Here is a 21,596-nt window from a genome sequence, read left to right on the forward strand (position 1 = left end):
GCCCCCCGCGCCCCCCCCCCCCCCACACCCCAAACAACCCCCCCCCCAAACACACCCCCAAGGCCCCCCCCCCCCCCCGGGGGGCGCCCCCACTTCTGGTTTGCCCTAGTTGTCCGACCCCAGATGTCAGCGAACGGCACTCTCGTCGCTTCAGATGCGCCGAAAGGCGCGTTCGCTCAGGGGAGGGGTGCGCAAATTCAGAGCGCCCGCCGCTGAAGATGCAGCGCCTCGAGGAACTGCGCCGGCAGATCCTGCTCGAGGATTTCGTCGTCAGGATGCGGTAGCGCTTTGATTTTCGCGAACTCGTCGTTGAGGCGTTCCATCTTGACGTCGAGGCGGTGTGCCGCGGCAGCAGCCTCGGTGAGTTCGTCGAGGAGTTCGACGGGGACCTCGCGGTTGTACTTGTAATAGATCTTGTGCTCGAGGCTTGCCCAGAAATCCATCGCGATGGTGCGGATCTGGAGTTCGATCGGTACGTGCCGGACGCGGTCGCTCATGAAAACCGGGACCTCGACGATCAGGTGCAAGCTCTTGTAGCCGTTGGGTTTCGGATCGGCGATGTAGTCCTCGCGTTCGATCACCCGAAGGTCCGTCTGGCTGGTGAGCATCTCGGCTATGCGGTACGTGTCGGAAATGAAACTGCAGGTGATGCGTACTCCGGCGATGTCGAAGATGTTCTTCGAGATGTCGTCGATCGTGAGCGGGATGTTCAGTCGTTGAGCCTTACGCAGGATGCTGTCCGGCGACTTGACCCGTGACGTCACGTGTTCGATGGGGCTGTACTGATTGATGTGCGTGAACTCGTCCTTGAGGATGTTCACCTTGGTCATCAGTTCGGAGATTCCGAATTGGTACAACATCATGAAGCGGGAGAACTCGGTCCGCAGTTCGGCGAAATCGGCTCTGCTGACCCCACTGCTGTCTTCCACGTTCGGCACCCTCATCTGTTAGCTGGTGTAACCAGTCTGCCACCGATTGTGCAGTGTCTGGTTTCAGTGGGTGCGCAGTGCGGCCAGTGTCATATCCCGCAGGACGCGACGTGCGCGTGCCGGCGAAGCGGGGTTGGCGCTGTGAGGGGTCGAGTTGATCAGACCGAAAGTTGCATGCGCTTTGATTCGTGCGTCCGCCTGATCGAGTTGGGGATCGAGTTGCTCGAGCACCCCGACCCAGACCTCGACGTACTTGCGCTGCGTCTGGCGTACCTGTCGACGCGCGTCGGCCGGCAGGCTTTCGAGGTCGCGGTCCTGGATGCGGATCAGGTCCGGCTCGCCGAGCGCGAAGTCGAGGTGGAACTCCACCAATGCGTCGAGAGCGGCGCTCGGTGAGTCCGCTGCCTCCGCTGCCGCAGAACCGCCTTCGTGCAGGCGCGTGCTGATGCCGACGAGAAGTTCCACGAGGACGGCATCCTTGTTGGGGAAATGCCGATACACGGCCGGGCCGCTGATGCCGACGGCCGCGCCGAGGTCTTCGAGTCGCACACTCACGAATCCGCGCTCGGCGATCAACCGGGCGGCGGCGTCCAAGAGTTGACGTCGACGGTCGGCCTTCATCTGATCGCGTCGCGTCGGAGCTGCTACCTGCTCAGAGGTCATTCTCTCGATCTTTCTTCGCTTGTGTTCTGGACAACTCAGTTAATCATAGTTAATCTAGTTTCAGTTATCGAGCATTAACTCATGGCGAAGGCGGCGGGATGACTCCCAGTGGAATCACGCAAGGATCGGGCTACCGGTCCGATCACACCGTTCTGGTGGACGAACTGAAGAAGAAACTGGCGCAAGCAGCGCCGGGTGGCAACGAGCGCTCTCGCGAGCGTCACGTGAGCAGAGGGAAGTTGCTGCCGCGCGATCGCGTCGACTCGCTGCTCGACCAGGGCAGCCCGTTCCTCGAGTTGTCCCCATTGGCGGCCAATGGCCTGTACGACGACGAGTGCCCCGGCGCCGGCGTCATCACCGGTATCGGCCGTGTGTCGGGTCGTGAGTGCGTCATCGTTGCCAACGACGCGACGGTCAAGGGCGGCACCTACTACCCGATGACGGTGAAGAAGCACCTGCGCGCGCAGGAAGTTGCGCTGCAGAACAACCTTCCCTGCATTTACCTCGTCGACTCCGGCGGCGCCTTCCTGCCGCGCCAGGACGAGGTCTTCCCGGACCGTGAGCACTTCGGCCGGATCTTCTACAACCAGGCGACCATGAGCGCCAAGGGGATTCCCCAGATCGCCGCAGTTCTCGGTTCGTGCACCGCGGGCGGCGCCTACGTGCCCGCGATGAGCGACGAAGCAGTGATCGTCCGCAACCAGGGCACCATCTTCCTCGGCGGCCCGCCGCTGGTGAAGGCTGCCACCGGTGAGATCGTCACGGCCGAAGAGCTCGGCGGCGGCGACCTGCACTCCAAGGTTTCCGGCGTCACCGATCACCTGGCCGAGGACGACCGCGACGCACTTCGGATCGTGCGCAACATCATTGCCACACTCGGCCCCCGCTCCGAGCGCCCGTGGGACGTCATCTCCACGGTTCCGCCCGTCGCCGACCAGCGCGAGCTGTACGACGTCGTTCCGACCGATCCCCGTACTCCGTACGACGTGCACGAGGTCATCACCAAGCTCGTTGACGGTGGCGCGTTCCAGGAGTTCAAGGCTGAATACGGCAAGACGCTCGTCACCGGTTTCGCCCACATCGAGGGCCATCCGGTCGGCATCATCGCCAACAATGGCGTTCTCTTCGGCGAATCCGCCATGAAGGGTGCACATTTCATCGAACTGTGCGACAAGCGCAGTGTGCCGCTGCTGTTCCTGCAGAACATCGCGGGCTTCATGGTGGGACGCGACTACGAGGCCGGCGGCATCGCCAAGCACGGCGCCAAGATGGTCACGGCAGTTGCGTGTGCACGAGTTCCGAAGCTGACGGTTGTCATCGGCGGCTCTTACGGCGCCGGCAACTACTCCATGTGTGGACGCGCGTATTCGCCTCGCTTCCTGTGGATGTGGCCGAACGCGCGCATCTCGGTCATGGGCGGCGAGCAGGCCGCGTCGGTGCTCTCGACGGTTCGTAGTGACCAGCTCGACAGCGCGGGTAATCCGTGGTCGGCCGAGGACGAAGAGTCCTTCAAGGCGCCGATCCGCGAGCAGTACGAGGCTCAGGGAAATCCGTACTACTCCACTGCGCGGCTGTGGGATGACGGTGTCATCGACCCCGCAGATACCAGAACTGTTCTCGGCCTGGCTCTCTCGGTGTGTGCAAACGCGCCGATTGAGCCGGTCTCCTACGGCGTCTTCCGGATGTGAGCGAAATGACTGAGTTGCGCACTATCGATACTGTTCTCGTGGCCAACCGCGGTGAGATCGCGGTTCGCGTGATCCGCACGCTGCGTGAGTTGGGAATTCGCAGCGTCGCCGTCTACAGCGACGCCGACGCGAATGCTCGCCACGTCCGCGAGGCCGACACTGCCGTCAACATCGGACCGGCCGCGGCGCGTGAAAGCTACCTCGTCATCGACAAGGTCATCGACGCTGCCAAGTCCACCGGTGCTCAGGGTATTCACCCCGGTTACGGCTTCCTGTCGGAGAACTCGGCGTTCTCGGCTGCCTGTGCGGCCGCCGGAATCGCCTTCCTCGGCCCCTCCGAGCACGCCATCGAGGTGATGGGTGACAAGATCACCGCGAAGAATGCGGTTGCCGCGTTCGACGTGCCGGTGGTCCCGGGTATCGCTCGCCCGAATCTGACCGACGAAGAACTGATCGCAGCGGCCGAGGACATCGGCTACCCGGTGTTGGTCAAGCCTTCGGCAGGCGGCGGTGGCAAGGGAATGCGCCTGGTCGAGGATCCGGCCAATCTGGCCGAGGCTCTTCGCAGTGCCCGCCGTGAGGCCGCGTCGTCGTTCGGCGACGACACCCTGTTCCTCGAGCGATTCGTCTTGCGGCCCCGGCACATCGAGGTCCAGGTTCTCGCCGACCAGCACGGCAACGTCGTCCACCTCGGTGAGCGCGAATGCAGCCTGCAGCGGCGTCACCAGAAGGTCATCGAAGAGGCTCCGTCGCCGCTGCTCGATCAGGTGACCCGTGACCGGATCGGCGCGGCAGCCTGCAACACCGCTCGAAGCGTCGATTACACCGGCGCCGGCACCGTGGAGTTCATCGTCTCCGCCGACAAGCCGGACGAGTTCTTCTTCATGGAGATGAACACCCGCCTGCAGGTCGAGCATCCCGTCACCGAAATGGTGACCGGACTGGATCTGGTCGAATGGCAGGTCCGTGTGGCAGCGGGAGAGAAGTTGACCTTCTCCCAGAGTGACATCACGCTGACCGGGCACGCCATCGAAGCTCGTGTGTACGCGGAGGATCCGGGCCGTGGATTCCTGCCGACCGGCGGCCGCGTCGTCGATCTGGTCGAGCCGTCAGGTTCCGGCGTGCGCGTCGATTCCGGACTGCTCGCGGGCACCGTCGTCGGCAGTGACTACGACCCGATGCTCAGCAAGGTCATCGCCCACGCTCCCGACCGCGCGGGCGCACTGCGCAAGCTCGATCGCGCACTCGGTGACACCGCAGTGCTCGGAGTCGTGACCAACATCGAATTCGCACGATTCCTCCTCGCTGATCCGGATGTGATCGCGGGCAACCTCGACACCGGTCTGCTCGATCGTCGCGTCGAAGACTTTGTCGCAGCCGATGCCTCCGACGAGGTCCTCATTGCTGCCGCGGCGTATCGCTGGCTATCGCGATGGACAACTTCGGAATCTGTTGATCCCTGGGACGTCCCGAGTGGATGGCGCGTCGGAACTCCCGCTCCGACCAGCATCAGGCTCGCCGCCGGCACCCGAACGTCGCACGTTGCGATCGTCGGCGTTCCCGCCGATGCAAAGGTCGAGGTCGAAGGTTCACAGCCGCGCGCATTCAGCGCGACCCTGACGGGATCCGAACTGGCGGTAGTGATCGACGGACGCCGACGCACGTTTGTCGTCGCCGAGACCGATGGTGGTCTGTGGCTGGCAGGCGGCGGAACCTGGCACGTGCGTGAGGTTGCCGAAGTCAGCGTTCGCGGTGAGGACAAGCATGCCGGTGACGCCGAAATCGCCAGCCCCATGCCCGGTGCCGTCATCGCAGTCAACGTCGAGAACGGCGCGGCAGTGAGCGCAGGACAACCCCTCGTCGTTGTCGAGGCCATGAAGATGGAGCACTCCTTGACGTCCCCGATCGACGGGATCGTGGAAGTGCTTGTCCGTCAGGGCGATCAGGTGATGGTGGATCAGGTTCTGGCCCGTGTGGTACCTGCCCAAGACGAAGAGACTGCCGAAGAAAAGACCGAGAACACGACGCAGAAGGAAGACGCCTGATGTCCGATTACCTTGCCACCGGAGCGCTTCCGGACGAATACCAGCAGCTCGCCAAGACGGTTGCGGACTTCGCGAAGACCGTCGTGGCACCGGTTGCTGCCGAGCACGACGCCAACCACACCTTCCCGTACGAGGTAGTTGCCGGGATGGCGGACATGGGACTGTTCGGCCTGCCCTTCCCCGAGGAGTACGGCGGAATGGGTGGCGACTACTTCGCACTCTGCCTGGCGCTCGAAGAGCTGGGCAAGGTCGACCAGAGTGTTGCGATCACTCTCGAAGCCGGTGTGTCCCTTGGTGCCATGCCGATCTACCGTTTCGGTAACGAGGCACAGAAGCAAGAGTGGCTTCCGCAGCTCACCAGCGGCAAGTCGTTGGCTGCCTTCGGCCTGACCGAACCCGGCGCGGGTAGCGACGCCGGCGGAACCAAGACCACCGCGAAGTTCGACAGCGGTGAGTGGATCATCAACGGCAACAAACAGTTCATCACCAACTCGGGCACCGACATCACCAAGCTCGTGACGGTCACCGCGGTCACGGGTGTCAAGGACGGCGGCAAGAAGGAGATCTCGACGATCCTCGTGCCGACCACGACGCCGGGCTTCACGGCCGAACCGGCATACAACAAGGTCGGCTGGAACGCGTCCGACACCCATCCCCTTACATTCGCCGATGTTCGTGTCCCCGAAGAGAATCTGCTCGGTGAGCGCGGCCGCGGCTACGCGAACTTCCTGCGCATCCTCGACGAAGGCCGTATCGCCATTTCCGCGTTGAGCGTCGGTGCCGCCCAGGGCTGCGTCGACGAGTCGATCAAGTACGCGAAGGAGCGCGAGGCGTTCGGTCGCCCCATCGGACACAACCAGGCCATCGCGTTCAAGATCGCGCGTATGGAGGCTCGTGCACACGTCGCACGTACCGCGTATTACGACGCGGCCGCACTCATGTTGTCGGGCAAGCCGTTCAAGAAGCAGGCATCCATCGCCAAGCTCATCTCCTCCGAAGCTGCCATGGACAACGCTCGCGACGCCACCCAGATCCACGGTGGATACGGCTTCATGAACGAGTACGCCGTCGCGCGTCACTACCGTGACAGCAAGATCCTCGAAATCGGTGAGGGAACCACCGAGGTGCAGTTGATGCTCATCGCTCGTGAGGCAGGGTTGTGACGAACCCCAAGAAGATCACTCAGCGCGGACTCTGGTTCGAGGAGTTCGAGGTCGGCGCGATCTACGAGCACCGGCCAGGTCGAACGGTGACCGAGGCTGACAACGTCCTGTTCACGACTCTGACGATGAACACGCAGGCGCTGCATCTTGATGCGGCGTACAGCGAGGACACTCAATTCGGTGTGCGGCTGGTCAATTCGATGTTCACCCTTTCGACAATCGTTGGCCTCTCGGTCGCGCAGTTGACGCAGGGCACCATCGTCGCCAATCTCGGTTTCTCCGAGATCAGCTTCCCGAAGCCGCTCTTTCACGGCGACACCCTGTACGCCGAGACGCTCATCGCGGACAAGCGTGAGTCGAAGAGCCGTCCGGGCGAAGGCATCGTGACGCTCGTGCACACCGGACGCAACCAGCACGGTGACGTCGTGGCACTCGCCACGCGCAAGACCTTGGTGCAGCTCCGCCCGGCCGAGGTGTCCTCGTGACGTGGACGCCGCCGGGGCCGGCGTGGCTGTTCTGCCCGGCGGATCGACCCGAGCGTTACGCGAAGGCCGCCGCTGTCGCCGACGTCGTGATCCTCGATCTCGAAGACGGTGTGGCTCCGGCCGACAAGGAAGCTGCGCGTGCGGCCCTGATCGACACTCCACTCGATCCGGAGCGGACGGTCGTGCGCGTCAATCCGGTCGGTACTCGTGATCACGAACTCGATTTGGCTGCGTTGGACGGCACGCACTATTCGCGTCTCATGCTGTCGAAGTGCGAATCGGCGGAGGACGTCCTCTCTCTCGCGCCGGCGGACGTCGTTGCACTCGTCGAGTCGCCGCGAGGAGCCCTCGCCGTGGCCGACATCGCGCTTGCCGCGAACGCCATCGGTGTCATGTGGGGAGCCGAGGATCTTGTGGCCGGGCTCGGCGGTAACTCGAGCAGGCACCCGAACGGTTCGTACCGCGACGTTGCCAAGCACGTTCGCTCTACCTCCCTCCTCGCTGCGAAGAGCTACGGCCGGTTGGCTGTCGATTCCGTCTACCTCGACATCAAGGACCTCGTCGGCCTCGGCGTCGAGTCCGCTGACGCCGTCGCAGTCGGCTTCGACGTGAAGGTTGCGATCCACCCGAGTCAGGTCGAGGTCATCCGTGGTGCCTTCGCGCCTTCGGAAAAAGAGATCGACTGGGCCACACGAGTGCTTGCCGCGGTGTCTACTGAACGTGGTGTGTTCGCGTTCGAGGGCAAGATGGTCGACGCTCCCGTTCTCCGTCACGCCGAGAAGGTTCTTCACCGAGCCGGAATCTTTCATCAGAAGGAGAACTAGCGGATGAGCAAAGTCGTGAATACGGCAGCTGAGGCAGTTGCCGACATCGCGAGCGGATCCAGGCTCGCAGTGGGCGGCTTCGGGCTGTGCGGTATTCCCGACGCATTGATCGCGGCGATCGCCGACGGCGATGCCACCGATCTCGAGGTGTTCTCCAACAACTGCGGTGTCGACGACTACGGTCTCGGCATTCTGCTCGGTGCGCACCGGATCGTCAGGGTGACGGCGTCGTACGTGGGGGAGAACAAGGAGTTCGCGCGCCAGTATCTCGCCGGTGAGCTCGAAGTGGAGTTGACGCCGCAGGGGACACTGGCCGAGCGGCTGCGAGCAGGCGGCACCGGCATTCCGGCGTTCTACACCCCCGCCGGCGTCGGCACACCGATTGCCGAGGGAGGCTTGCCGTGGCGATACAACCCCGACGGTTCGATCGCCGTGGCGTCTCCGCCGAAGACGACGGCAGTGTTCGGTGGCCGCACGTATGTATTGGAAGAGGCGATCACGGCTGACTTCGCGCTCGTGCATGCGGACTACGGTGACACCGAAGGCAATCTCGTCTTCAACAAGACGGCGATGAACTTCAACCCGCTTGCTGCCATGGCCGGCCGGATCACCATCGCGCAGGTGGAGAACCTCGTCGAGCCGGGCGACATCGACCCCGCGCACGTGCACCTACCTGGAGTGTTCGTCGCGCGCGTCGTACACACAGGCCCACAGGAGAAGCGGATCGAGAAGCGGACCGTCTCAGGAGGCACCAAGTGACCAGTGCAGAGGAAACCCGTATCGGTTGGACTCGCCACGAGATGGCCGCTCGCGCTGCCGCCGAGATGCGGCCGGGGGAGTACGTCAACCTCGGCATCGGCCTGCCGACGCTGATCCCCAGTTACCTGCCCGAGGGCGTCAAGGTGGTCCTCCACAGCGAGAACGGCATCCTTGGTACTGGACCGTATCCGACCGATGATCAGGTCGATGCCGACCTCATCAATGCAGGTAAAGAAACCGTCACCGTCAATTCAGGCGCCGCGTTCTTCGACTCGGCTCTCTCCTTCGGCATGATCCGCGGTGGTCACATCGACACCGCGGTGCTCGGCGGGATGCAGGTATCGAAGACCGGTGACCTTGCCAACTGGATGGTGCCGGGCAAGATGGTGAAGGGTATGGGCGGGGCGATGGACCTGGTCCATGGAGCCCGCCGCGTCATCGTCGTGATGGAGCACACCGACCGCGACGGCAATCCCAAGATCGTCGAGGCCTGCACGCTGCCGCTTACCGGTCAGAGCGTCGTCAACCGGATTATCACCGACCTGGCAGTGCTGGACGTCACCGCGGACGGGCTGCAGCTTGTGGAGCTGGCTCCAGGGGTCAGCAGCGAGCACCTGAAGAGTGTGACTGGTGTGGGCTTTTCCTGAAGCTTCGTACCGTAAATCGAAGAACGCGCCGACCGCTGGTCGGCGCGTTCTTTCGTCGGTCTGTCGGCGTGTACCGATAGTCTCGATCAGCGACTGTCGAATCTTGTTCGAGCTCAGGCACCCAGTACCTGGCGGCCCTGTAAATTGTCCGAGGTGACTGATGTGGATTGGGGTGTAGATCGTCGGTTGCAATTGATTGTCCCAGGGGGAGAGGTGTCGCGCGCCGCGTCTGAACGGTGCGATTCGGCAATGCGATCGGGGGGTAGATGAGCTGGGCGATTTGTAACGAATTGCAACAAAACCGTCGATACACCGGGGTATGGATTTCTCTTGTCACCTATGTATCGGAGACAATGGGTGGTTCTGGCTCGTCGAGGTTGGATGAGGTCGGTAGCTGCTGCGAATCGGACGTTCGGCTCGCACGGGTGCGCAATGGTGTGGAAGAGAGGCTGTGGGCGTGAATTCGCTGGTTAACGGAGAACTGGGGAGCGGCAAGCCGGAGGTCGGCAGCTCGCCGGAAGACGTTCAGCGATCCGACGCATTCCCGCTTTCCGCGGCCCAGCTCGGTATGTGGTTCGCGCAGCACCTCGATCCCGCCGTTCCGGTCAACATCGCTCAGTACGTCGAACTCCGTGGTGCTCTGGAACTTGACGCCCTTCGCCAGGCCTGCGCAGACGCCGGTCGCGAAATCGGGTCGGCCTTCGTCCGGATCTTCGAGATCGACGCCCAGCCGTACCAGATCATCGACCCCACACTCGATGATTCGGTCGGTTACGTCGACCTTCGTAGTGAAGACGACTCGCACGACGCTGCCATGCGGTGGATGCGAGCAGATCGCAGCCGGCCGATCGACATGCTCACGGACCGCTTGATCTCTGCCACGATCCTGCGGCTCGGCGAGAATCGCTACTACTGGTACACACGGGTCCACCACACAATTCTCGACGGATTCGGTGCGTCGACGTTCGTCACTCGTGTGGCGGAGCTGTACTCGGCGCGCGTGGAGGGCCGGGATCCGGAGCCGAGTGAGGCCTCCGATCTCCGGAACGTCTACGAGGTGGACAACAAGTACCGCCAGTCGAGTCGTTTCGAAACCGATCGCAAGTACTGGGCAGACAAGATCGAGAATCTCGACGAGATCTCGAGCCTCGCGGGTCGAAGTGCCGCACCGGCTCCAGTCAGTCGGATCGACAGTGCAGCGCTGTCCAACCACGTCGAGGCGCTGCTCGGGCGGTTCCTCGAGCGCATCGAGAAGACCACTGTTGCCGGCACTGTCGTCGCGGCGTTTGCGGCGTACCTCGCTCAGATGACCGGACGAGAGGACGTGTCGCTGAGTCTGCCCGTTTCCGGTCGAACGACAGCCGTGCTGCGCCGATCCGGTGGCATGGTCTCCAATGTCGTTCCGCTGCGACTGACCGTCACTGCAGAGACCACCGTCCAGGATCTTCTGGACGACGTCAGGAACGAAATGTCCGGCGCGCTGCGCCACCAGCGGTACCGACACGAGGACATGGTTCGCGGCGGTGACGGGCCGGGCCGGGGCGGATTCTTCGGTCCCTGGATCAACATCATGATGTTTTCCACCGAGTTGGCATTCGGGCCCCTCGTCGGCGAGCTTCACATCCTGTCCACGGGTTTGATCGAAGACCTCGGTGTCAACCTCTACCAGAGCGTCGGCGATACCCGCACGCACATCGATTTCGAGTCGAATCCCAATCTGTACGCGCCCGCGGACGCCCAGCGAAATCACTCACGATTCGTGGAGTTCCTCGAGAAGTTCGTCTCGGCCGAAACGAGCCGCAAAGTATGGGATCTCCCCGTCGCAACCGACGAGGAGCGGAACAAGGTCGCTTTGTGGAACCGCACCGGCTTCCACGTTGCCTCGCAGACCATCGCCGAAGCATTCGAGCGTCAGGTCGAGAGAACTCCCGATGCCACCGCTGTCGTTTTCGAAGGCGCCAGCCTCACATACGCCGAATTCGACTCTCGCGCAAATGGTTTGGCTCGTCAACTCATCGCCATGGGTGTTGGACCCGAATCGCTTGTAGGACTGTCGATCCGCAGGTCTTTGGACTTGATGGTCGGTCTGTACGCGATTGCCAAGGCTGGCGGAGCCTGGGTGCCGGTGGATCCCGACCACCCAGCCGACCGCACCGCCTACATTCTCGAGTCGGCGCAGCCCACGTGTGTTGTGACCACTGCGCGGGACGACGTGGATCTGCCCTCGGGCACACGGGTCATCGAGATCGACACACTGGACTATGGGCAGCTCGACAGCAGGCCGATCGTCAACGCGGATCGCCTGTCTCCCTTGCATTTCTCGAACACTGCGTACGTGATCTACACCTCGGGTTCGACCGGTCGACCCAAGGGTGTCGCGGTCACTCACGCGGCGATCAACAATCAGCTTCAGTGGATGAACGCCGAGTACGGGCTTTCGGCGTCGGACATCTACCTGCAGAAGACCGCGACGACATTCGACGTGTCGCTGTGGGGATTCTTCATGCCGTTGCAGGTCGGCGCCACGCTCGTCGTCGCGACTCCGGACGGCCATCGGGACCCGATCTACGTCGCGAACAAGATCGCGGAACTCGGCGTCACGATCACCGACTTCGTGCCTTCCATGCTGACGCTGTTCACGGCGAATGCACCTGCCGGATCTTGTGATTCGTTGCGTCACGTGTTCGTCATCGGTGAGGCACTCCCACCCGAGACGTCGTCGGCCTTCCGCGAACTCTGTGATGCCGGATTGCACAACCTGTACGGTCCGACCGAAGCCGCGGTGTCGGTCACCTACTACGAGGCCGTGCCCTCGGACACTACTTCTGTGCCGATCGGTATGCCGCAGTGGAACACTCAGGCGCACGTACTGGACGGGCAACTTCGCCCGACGCCTATCGGTCAGCCGGGTGAGCTCTATCTCGCCGGCGTGCAACTTGCGCGCGGATACGTTGGTCGTCCTGATCTGAGTTCGGATCGGTTCGTAGCCAATCCGTACGGCACAGCCGGCGAGCGCATGTACCGTACCGGCGACCTCGTCCGACGCCGTGAGGACGGAAATCTCGACTACATCGGGCGAACCGACTTCCAGGTGAAGTTCCGTGGGCAGCGCATCGAACTCGGTGAGATCGAGACCGTTCTTCTGGCACACCCCGACGTTTCCCAGGCTGTCGTCTTGGTGACCGTCACCCCGACCGGTGATCAATTGGTCGGTTACGTCGTGCCGGGTCCGGGCCGAAACATCGATGCTGCGGTGCTCAGTGAGTTCGCCGGGCGAAGCCTCCCGTCGTACATGGTTCCGGCCGCGCTGATGGTGTTGGATGCGTTGCCGCTCAACACGAGTGGCAAATTGGATCGTGCCGGGTTGCCCGAGCCGGTGTTCGCGAGTGCGAAGCAGTACCGCGAGCCCCGCACCGACATCGAGCGGGTTGTCGCTGACGTCTTTGCCGACGTACTCGGTGTCGAGCGCGTCGGTATTGACGACGACTTCTTCGAGCTCGGTGGAAACTCTCTGGTTGCAACACAATTGGTGACTCGAGTGGGTTCGGCGTTGGGAGTGCAACTCGGCGTTCGAGAGCTTTTCGAATCCACCACGGTCGCTACTCTGGCCGCCCGCGCAGAGTTGGTGGCGGGCAACGCCAGGCAGCTCGCGCCGCTGATCGCCAAGCCTCGTCCCGAGGTCGTCCCGCTCTCGCTTGCGCAGCAGCGCATGTGGTTCATCAACCGTCTCGATCCGTCGACGCCCGCGTACAACCTTCCGTTCACGGTCCGGCTCACCGGTTCGGTGGACCCGTCCGCCCTGCATGCCGCGGTGATGGATCTTCTCGAGCGGCACGAGTCCTTGCGGACGATCTACCCTGATGTCGACGGAACTGCGCAACAGTTGGTTCTGCCGGTCGACCGCGCCGCGGTGGAGTTGAACCCGGTCAAGATTCGGAATTCGCATCTCGACGCGGCCCTGTTCGACGTGGCGTCTCGCGGCTTCGACGTGACGCTCGAAATCCCGGTACGGGTTGCTCTCTTCGAGGTGTCTCCGACGGACTACGTCCTGGTGATGGTTCTCCATCACATCGCTGCAGACGGACTGTCGTTCCGTCCGCTCGCACGTGACCTTCTCGTCGCATACTCGGCGCGAAGTGAGAAGTCTGCGCCGGCGTGGACGCCGCTGCCGATTCAGTACGCCGACTACGCCCTGTGGCAGCGCGAAGCACTGGGATCCGACGAAGACCCGCGCTCGGAGTCGTCTCGCCAGATCAACTTCTGGCGCCGGGCACTTGCCGATCTGCCGGATCAGTTGGATCTGCCGACCGACCGACCTCGTCCTGCCATCGCGTCCAATCACGGTGCCAAGCACCATTTTCAGATCAGCGAACGCACGACGCGCAAGTTGAACGAGTTGGCGCGCTCGAGGAGCGTCTCGCTGTTCATGGTGTTGCAGGCGGCGTATGCAACGCTGTTGAGCCGGCTCAGTGGTACCTCCGACATCGCGATCGGTGCCCCGATCGGTGGGCGAGGCGATCAAGCGCTCAACGACGTGATCGGCATGTTCGTGAACACCCTGGTGCTTCGCACCGAGGTCGATCCGAACGAACGATTCGAAGAGTTGCTCGCTCAGGTAAGGGAATCGGGCTTGTCTGCCTACGGGCATGCCGATGTGCCGTTCGAGCGGTTGGTCGAAGTTCTGAGTCCGGCGCGTTCGCAGGCTCGACACCCGCTGTTCCAGGTTGCGCTCACTGCGGAGATCAGTGGACGACGCGAACTGGAATTCTCAGGTGTCAAAGCAGTTGCAGCTGAATTGGAAGTGCCGGTCGCCAAATTCGATCTCGAGCTCATGGTGTCCGAGAATCCTGAAGGCAGCGAAGACTCGGACGTCTTGAGCGCCACCTTCACCTATGCCACGGACCTGTTCGATCCGGCCACGGTGAACACTTTCGCTACTCGGTTCGTGCGCATCCTCGATGCCGTGGCTACCCGACCTGAAACGATCGTCGGCGATATCGACCTGCTCTCACGCTCCGAGCGCACCGATCTGACGGTCGTAGCCGCGGATGACACGATGCCCCGGCAGAGTCTCGTCGACATCTTCCTGTCCGGCACGGCTGAGGCGGATTCGGTTGCTGTGCGCTTCGAGGGTCGATCGATCACCTATCGAGAGCTCGATGAGCAGTCGTCGAAGCTCGCACGGGTTCTGATCGGACGTGGCGCCGGCCCCGAGACCATTGTTGCTCTCGCCTTTCCTCGCTCGTACGAGATGGTCTGTGCAGTATGGGCGGTGGCGAAGTCAGGGGCAGCCTACGTCCCAGTCGACCCGAGTTATCCGGAAGATCGTGTCCGGCACATGCTGGCCGATTCTTCGGCCGCGATCGGACTCACGTCGGGACAGTTCGTAGATCAGCTTCCTGCGGTCACAGAATGGTTGGTCCTTGACGGCCAGGCGCTGAACGGAGAACTGTCGGCGCAATCTTCAGCGCCGGTCACGGACGAGGACCGAATCGCTCCGATTCACAGTTCTCACGTTGCATATGTCATTTACACATCCGGTTCCACGGGAAAACCGAAGGGTGTCAGCGTCACTCACGGTGGACTCCGTGGGGTCAGAGACGCAGCACAGCGTCGCTACGAGGTAGAACAGTCCTCGCGCTTCCTCCATATCTGTTCACCGAGCTTCGACCCGTCGGTACTCGAATGGATGGTCGCCTTCTCCGCGGGTGCAACTTTGGTGATCGTTCCGTCGACAATTATCGGTGGACACGAGTTGTCGGATCTTCTTCTTTCCGAGAAGGTCACCCACGCGATCATCACTCCCGCAGTACTCGGGACCATGGAGCCGGCAGAGCTGCCTGAATTGCGAGTCGTCTCCGTCGGCGGTGACGTGACCACTCCCGAGTTGCTGGCGAAATGGGCCCCAGGGCGCGCCTACTTCAATGGGTATGGTCCGACCGAGACCACTATCATCTCGTCGTTCGGCGATCTCGCGATCGGCCGATCGATCGACATCGGGCGTCCCGTCGAGGGCATGTCGGCACTGGTACTCGACGAGCGTCTGCATCCTGTTCCAGTCGGTACCAGGGGAGAGCTCTACTTTGCGGGCGCTGCATTGGCTCGCGGCTACCATGAGCGGCGAGGCCTTTCTGCGGAACGGTTTGTCGCCAACCCGTATTCGCCGGATGGCGAACGAATGTACCGGACCGGCGATGTCGTGCGCTGGACCGGCGGAGACGCGCGCGATGACGCGGGGGTTCTCGAATACGTCGGCCGCAGTGACTTCCAGGTCAAGGTTCGCGGATTCCGTATCGAACTCGGTGAGATCGACGCAGTTTTGTCCTCGCACGAGTCTGTGCGCTTCGCGGTGACGGTCGGAAGCGAAGGCGCGGCGGGTGTCACAACCCTCGTTTCCTACGTCGAACTGGCTGACGGGTCGAGTTTCGATCGGGACGTGCTCGCCTCGTTCGTGGCGGAGGCTCTGCCGAGCTACATGGTTCCGTCCGTCATCATGGAACTCGCTGAGGTTCCGTTGACCCCGGTGGGCAAATTGGATCGCCGGGCTTTGCCGGAGCCTGTTTTCGAGGTCCGCGAGTTTCGTGCACCCACCACGCCGGTGGAAGAGATTGTCGCGCAGGTGATTGCGGATGTTCTCGGAGTGGAACGAGTCGGTCTCGACGACGACTTCTTTGAACTCGGTGGCAACTCCCTGGTGGCTACTCAGGTCACCTCCCGATTGGGGCGGGCGCTCGACACTACGGTGCCGGTGCGAACGCTATTCGACGTTTCCACCGTCGAGGCGCTCGCCGCACACATCGAGTCGCACGTAGGTAGCGGCGGGCAGAAGGCGCTCGTCGCACAGGTGCGTCCCGCGGAAATTCCGTTGTCGCTGGCGCAGCAGCGCATGTGGTTCCTGAACCGCTTCGATACCGACTCAGCTGCTTACAACATCACTTTTGCTCTGCACCTGACTGGTCATCTCGATACTGCCGCGATGGAAATGGCGCTGGAGGACGTACTGGCCCGGCATGAGGTGCTCCGAACGGTATATCCGGACGGGGCTTCCGGACCGAAGCAGTCGATTCTGTCGCTCTCGGAGGCGTTCGGCGGGCTGACCGTGGAGTCGGTTTCGGATCAGGACGAGCTCGAAAGTCGAGTCGCTGCAATCGGATCCTCAGCGATCGACGTCACCGTCGACGTGCCGATCCGTGTCCGCCTGTTGACGGTCAGCGACACCGAGCACACCCTTGCGATCGTGGTTCATCACATCGCCGCTGACGGTTGGTCGATGGCGCCCCTGGCTCGCGACGTCATGATTGCCTACTCGGCACGCAAGGACGGGATCGCGCCGGCGTGGCAGCCGTTGACTGTGCAGTACGCCGACTATTCGTTGTGGCAGCGTGAGGTTCTGGGGTCGGAAGACGACTCGGAATCACTGATCTCGCAGCAGATCTCGTACTGGACCGAGACTCTGGCAGACCTACCGGATGTGATCGAGCTTCCGTCGGACCGGTCTCGGCCTGATGTGGCGTCGATGCGCGGCGAGCGATTCGCGTTCGAGATCTCCGGGGATGTGCACCGTCGATTGGACGCGCTGGCACGGGAGAACAACGCGACGCTCTTCATGGCGTTGCACTCGGCGCTTGCCGTTCTGATGGCCCGACTGAGCGGGACCTCGGACATCGCCGTGGGCACTCCTGTTGCCGGTCGCGGGGACGAGGCGCTCGACGATCTCGTCGGTATGTTCGTCAACACGCTTGTTCTGCGCACCGAGGTCGACCAGACCCAGGCATTCACGGATCTGCTGGCTGCGGCGAGTGATTCTGCGCTCGGAGCGTTCGCTCACTCGGACGTGCCCTTCGAGCGGTTGGTGGACGTCTTGGCTCCCGCCCGGTCGCAGGCCCGACATCCGCTGTTCCAGGTTGTGCTGTCCTTGCAGAATCTCGCGCAAACGGCATTGGAACTGCCGGGACTGGCGATCAAGGCCGCCGAAATCGACACGACCACTGCCAAGTTCGACCTCGAACTCGCAGTAACAGAGTCGATCGGCGAAGACGGGATCCAGCAAGGGCTCTCGGCCGAATTCACGTTTGCTGCAGATCTGTTCGACGCTTCGACGGTCGAGGGCTTTGCTCGGCGTCTGGTTCGTATCCTCGAGACTGTCGTGTCGGTTCCTTCGATTGTCGTCGGTGACATCGATATTCTCGATGCGACCGAGCGGGGTGTACTGGCCGATGTTCATGGAGGTCAGTCGGTCTCGGGAACCCTGGTCGAGATTCTCACAGCGGCGGCCGCTGTGGATCCGTCGGCGGATGCGATTCGCTTCGACGGTCAGTCGATCAGCTACCGCGAACTCGACGAGCGGTCGTCGCGACTCGCTCGTGTTCTGATTGAGAAGGGCGTCGGGCCGGAGGATCGGGTCGCGATCGCGATTCCGCGTTCGGCCGATTCAGTTCTCGCTCTGTGGGCAGTGGTGAAATCGGGTGCTGCATTCGTGCCCGTCGACCCGACGTATCCGGTTGACCGTATCGCCCACATGATCTCCGATTCCGGTGCGGTGCTGGGTCTTGCGCTCAGTGACGTCGAGGCAGGTGCGCTCAGTGACGTCGAGGCAGGATTGCCGTCGGCGTTGGCGTGGGTTGTTCTCGACGACGAGAAGACAGTGGCGGCGTGCGCGGCAGAATCTTGCGCGCCGGTGAGTGATTCGGATCGACGCAGTGCGATCGACGAGCGGCAGCCTGCTTACGTCATCTACACCTCTGGCACCACGGGTCTGCCCAAGGGCGTTGTGGTCACCAATGCGGGTGTGGCGAACTTCTGCGCCGAGCAGGTCGAGCGCTATGCGCTGACCGCGGATGCTCGAACGCTGCATTTCGCCTCGCCGAGTTTCGATGCTTCTGTTCTCGAGTTGCTGATGGCATTCGGAGCAGCATCGACGATGGTGATTGCGCCGACGACGGTGTACGGCGGCGCGGAATTGGCCGAGATCTTGCGCTCGGAGGGCGTGACGCATGCGTTCGTGACGCCCGCTGCGCTGGCATCAGTGGATCCGAGCGGGCTCGACGCGTTGCGGGTGGTTGTCGTCGGTGGCGAAGCCAGTTCGCGGTCTCTCGTTGCCAAGTGGGCGGTGCCGCTTCCGGATGGCGGTGTGCGTGGATTCTTCAATGCGTACGGTCCGACGGAGTCGACAGTCGCCTCGAACATCAGCGATACGCTGACCGCGTTTGATCGTATGAACATCGGCGGCCCGATTCGGGGAATGGCCGCGCGGATCTTGGACGGCCGCTTGCAGCCCGTTCCGGTTGGTGTCGCAGGTGAGTTGTACGTGTCGGGTGTTCAGGTCGCTCGTGGATACCTGGGACAGCCGGCATTGACAGCGGGTCGTTTTGTCGCAGACCCGTTCGGGGCGCCGGGAGAGCGGTTGTACCGCACGGGTGACGTGGTCCGGTGGATCGACGGTGGCGCAGTGGAGTACGTGGGCCGCAGTGACTTCCAGGTCAAGATCCGTGGGTTCCGTATCGAACTCGGTGAGATCGAGGCCGCGCTGACCCGTTGCGCGGGCGTTGCGCAAGCTGTTGCTCTCGTTCGTTCCGACGATCACTTCGGAGATCGTCTCGTTGCCTACGTCGTGCCGCAGGCCGGCGCCGAGGTGGATCCCGCACAGGTCATCGAGTCGGTGTCGACGTTCCTGACCGGCTACATGGTCCCCGACTCGGTACTGGTACTCGATTCGATTCCGTTGACCACCGCGGGCAAGACGGACATCAAGGCTCTGCCCTCGCCCGTGTTCGAGTCCAAGGTGTACCAGGCGCCGATCACGACCGTCGAAGAGACTGTCGCGCAGGTGTTCTCCGAAGTTCTCGGAGTCGCACAGGTTGGCCGCGACGACGATTTCTTCGAACTCGGCGGCAACTCGTTGATCGCGACCCGTGTCGCCGCTCGGCTGGGAGAGGCGCTCGACACAAGCGTTCCGGTTCGTGCGCTCTTCGAAGCGTCGACCGTGCAGTCACTCGCCGTCCGGCTCGAGCTGCACGCCGGTTCGGGCGCCACCGCCCCACTGGTGCAGCAGCCCCGGCCAGCTCGGATCCCACTTTCGTTGGCGCAGCAGCGCATGTGGTTCCTGAACAGGTTCGAACCCGCGTCGGCAGTGAACAACGTCCCGGCGGCGATCAGGATTTCGGGCGCCCTCGATGTGGCAGCTCTTGACGCCGCCGTGATCGATGTCGTGGGCCGACACGAATCACTGCGAACTGTGTATCCAGACGTCGACGGCGTCGGCTATCAGGACGTCCTCGACGTCCAAGACGTTGTCGTCGATCTCAGCCCCGTGTCGATCACGGAAGATCGCCTGGCTGCGGGCGTCGCCGAGCTGGCGACAGTCGGCTTCGACGTGACGTCCGAAGTCCCGTTGCGCGCCAAGCTCTTCAAAGTCGGCGACAGCGAATACGTTCTGGTGTTCGTCGTGCATCACATCTCAACCGACGGTTTCTCGATGGGTCCGTTGACCCGTGACGTGATGGTTGCCTACGAAGCACGTACACGAGCGTCGGTGCCGGCTTGGACGCCGTTGCCGGTGCAGTACGCCGATTACTCGTTGTGGCAGCGTGAGGTTCTCGGGTCCGAGGACGATCCGCGGTCCGTGATCGCGAAGCAGATTGCGTTCTGGTCGGATGCGTTGGCTGATCTTCCGGAGCAGTTGGATCTGCCTGCCGATCGTCCGCGTCCCGAGGTCGCTTCAGGGCGCGGAGCCGAGGTCGAGTTCGATATCGACGCCACCCTGCACGAAGCTGTCAATTCGATTGCGCACAGCAGTAACTCGACACCGTTCATGGTTGTTCACGCAGCGCTCGCCGTCGTACTTTCTCGTTTGTCCGCAACGACCGACATCGCGATCGGTACACCGATCGCGGGTCGCGGTGAGGCGCAGCTCGACGATCTGATCGGTATGTTCGTCAACACTTTGGTGTTGCGTACCGAGGTTGATCCGTCGATGTCGTTCACGGATCTGTTGGCTTCGGCGCGTGAAGTGGATCTACAGGCGTTCGCGCATGCGGATGTTCCGTTCGAGCGTGTAGTGGAGGTTCTGGATCCGGTTCGTTCGCAGGCTCGTCATCCGCTGTTCCAGGTGGCATTGACGTTCCAGAACCACGAACAGACAACGCTCGAACTGGGCGACCTCGAAGTGTCGATCGAAAGTGCCGATCTTGCGCTGGCGAAATTCGACCTCCAGTTGACCCTGACCGAACGAACCGACGACGCCGGCGCACCCGCCGGAATGTCCGCCTCTTTGACGTATGCGACGGATCTGTTCGACGAGTCGACCGTTGTGGAATTCGGTGATCGGCTGGTAAGGACCTTCCGTGCGGTGACTGCTGATCCCACCGTAGCGGTGGGTGACGTTGACATCTTGGTCGATGGAGAACGAAACCTGCTGTCCCGCTTCAGTGCCGGCCAGATCGATCGTGGTGTGGATTCGACGTTGTCGGCGTGGTTCGATGATGCTGCTGCTCGGTTTGGTGATCGGGTTGCGGTGCGGTTCGGTGGCGAGTCGTTGTCGTATGGTGAGTTGTCGGTGCGGGCTAATCGTTTGGCGCGCAGGTTGATTGCTCAGGGTTGTGGTCCGGAGTCGTTGGTGGCGGTGGCGTTGCCGCGGTCGGCGGATCTTGTGGTGGCGTTGTTGGCGGTGGTGAAGTCCGGTGCGGGGTATCTGCCGGTGGATCCGTCGTATCCGGCTGATCGTGTCGAGTTCATGTTGGCTGATGCTGCTCCGGTGGCTGCGATTTCGTGGTCCGGGCGTGAGTTGGTGTTGCCCGCTGGTTTGCCTGTGGTTGATATCGACGCGGTGGATGTGTCGGAGTTCGATGGTTCTGCGGTTTCGGATGCGGATCGTGTTGCGCCGTTGCGGTCGTCGAATGTTGCGTATGTGATTTACACGTCGGGTTCGACGGGTCGCCCGAAGGGTGTGCAGGTTCCGCACACGACGGTGGCGAAGTTGTTTGCGAATACTGAGAGTGTGTACGGGTTCGACGAATCCGATGTGTGGACGATGTTCCACAGTTATGCGTTCGACTTCTCGGTGTGGGAGTTGTGGGGTCCGCTGTTGTACGGCGGCACGTTGGTTGTTGTGGATTATGTGACGTCGCGTTCGCCGGAGCAGTTCTTGGAGTTGCTTGCTGCTGAGCGGGTGACGGTGCTCAATCAGACGCCGTCGGCGTTCTATCAGTTGGCCGAGGCTGATCGGTTGGCGTCGGAATCCGGTCGGGCCGCTGAGTTGTCGTTGCGGTGGGTTGTTTTCGGCGGCGAGGCGCTCGAGCTGCGTCGCTTGTCGGATTGGTACGGCCGCCGCGGTGACTTCGCGCCGACGTTGGTGAACATGTACGGCATCACGGAGACGACGGTGCATGTGAGCCA

10 protein-coding genes are annotated in these 21,596 nt (G+C 62.6%); 8 read left to right on the top strand and 2 right to left on the bottom strand.

Annotation, left to right across the window (positions count from 1 at the left end; all coding sequences use genetic code 11):
- Window positions 1–197: 197 nt before the first annotated feature.
- Window positions 198–944, bottom strand: a complete 747-nt coding sequence (locus ACFQ6Y_RS25435) for a GTP pyrophosphokinase family protein (RefSeq protein WP_019744227.1) — start codon at window positions 942–944, stop codon at window positions 198–200.
- A gap of 48 nt (window positions 945–992) precedes the next feature.
- Complete coding sequence (locus tag ACFQ6Y_RS25440) at window positions 993–1,592, bottom strand: TetR/AcrR family transcriptional regulator (protein WP_003941968.1); 600 nt, start codon at window positions 1,590–1,592, stop codon at window positions 993–995.
- A 98-nt stretch (window positions 1,593–1,690) separates the two neighbouring features.
- Between ACFQ6Y_RS25440 and ACFQ6Y_RS25445 the strand changes: the two genes are divergently transcribed.
- From ACFQ6Y_RS25445 to ACFQ6Y_RS25480, 8 genes are all read left to right on the top strand, one after another.
- A complete protein-coding gene (locus ACFQ6Y_RS25445; RefSeq protein ID WP_378638561.1) occupies window positions 1,691–3,280 on the top strand; it encodes a carboxyl transferase domain-containing protein in 1,590 nt (529 codons plus the stop codon).
- 5 nt (window positions 3,281–3,285) lie between these two features.
- Window positions 3,286–5,325 (top strand): acetyl-CoA carboxylase biotin carboxylase subunit, encoded by a 2,040-nt coding sequence (locus ACFQ6Y_RS25450; RefSeq protein WP_378638564.1) that lies wholly within the window; start codon window positions 3,286–3,288, stop codon window positions 5,323–5,325.
- A complete protein-coding gene (locus ACFQ6Y_RS25455) occupies window positions 5,325–6,488 on the top strand; it encodes an acyl-CoA dehydrogenase family protein (RefSeq protein ID WP_007730190.1) in 1,164 nt (387 codons plus the stop codon). Before ACFQ6Y_RS25450 ends, ACFQ6Y_RS25455 begins: the two co-directional genes overlap by 1 nt.
- Complete coding sequence (locus ACFQ6Y_RS25460; RefSeq protein ID WP_003942078.1) at window positions 6,485–6,973, top strand: MaoC family dehydratase; 489 nt, start codon at window positions 6,485–6,487, stop codon at window positions 6,971–6,973. Before ACFQ6Y_RS25455 ends, ACFQ6Y_RS25460 begins: the two co-directional genes overlap by 4 nt.
- Entirely contained in the window at window positions 6,970–7,797 is an 828-nt protein-coding gene (locus tag ACFQ6Y_RS25465; RefSeq protein ID WP_378638568.1) for an HpcH/HpaI aldolase/citrate lyase family protein, read from the top strand. Before ACFQ6Y_RS25460 ends, ACFQ6Y_RS25465 begins: the two co-directional genes overlap by 4 nt.
- A gap of 3 nt (window positions 7,798–7,800) precedes the next feature.
- Window positions 7,801–8,556, top strand: coding sequence for a CoA transferase subunit A (locus ACFQ6Y_RS25470; RefSeq protein WP_378638573.1), 756 nt, complete (start codon window positions 7,801–7,803; stop codon window positions 8,554–8,556).
- A gap of 41 nt (window positions 8,557–8,597) precedes the next feature.
- Window positions 8,598–9,203 (top strand): 3-oxoacid CoA-transferase subunit B, encoded by a 606-nt coding sequence (locus ACFQ6Y_RS25475; protein WP_039973146.1) that lies wholly within the window; start codon window positions 8,598–8,600, stop codon window positions 9,201–9,203.
- Between the two features lie 457 nt (window positions 9,204–9,660).
- On the top strand, window positions 9,661–21,596 hold an 11,936-nt coding region (locus ACFQ6Y_RS25480; RefSeq protein WP_378638578.1), incomplete at its 3' end, for an amino acid adenylation domain-containing protein.

It is taken from the genome of Rhodococcus sp. NPDC056516 (assembly GCF_042794655.1).
Taxonomy (GTDB): domain Bacteria; phylum Actinomycetota; class Actinomycetes; order Mycobacteriales; family Mycobacteriaceae; genus Rhodococcus_F.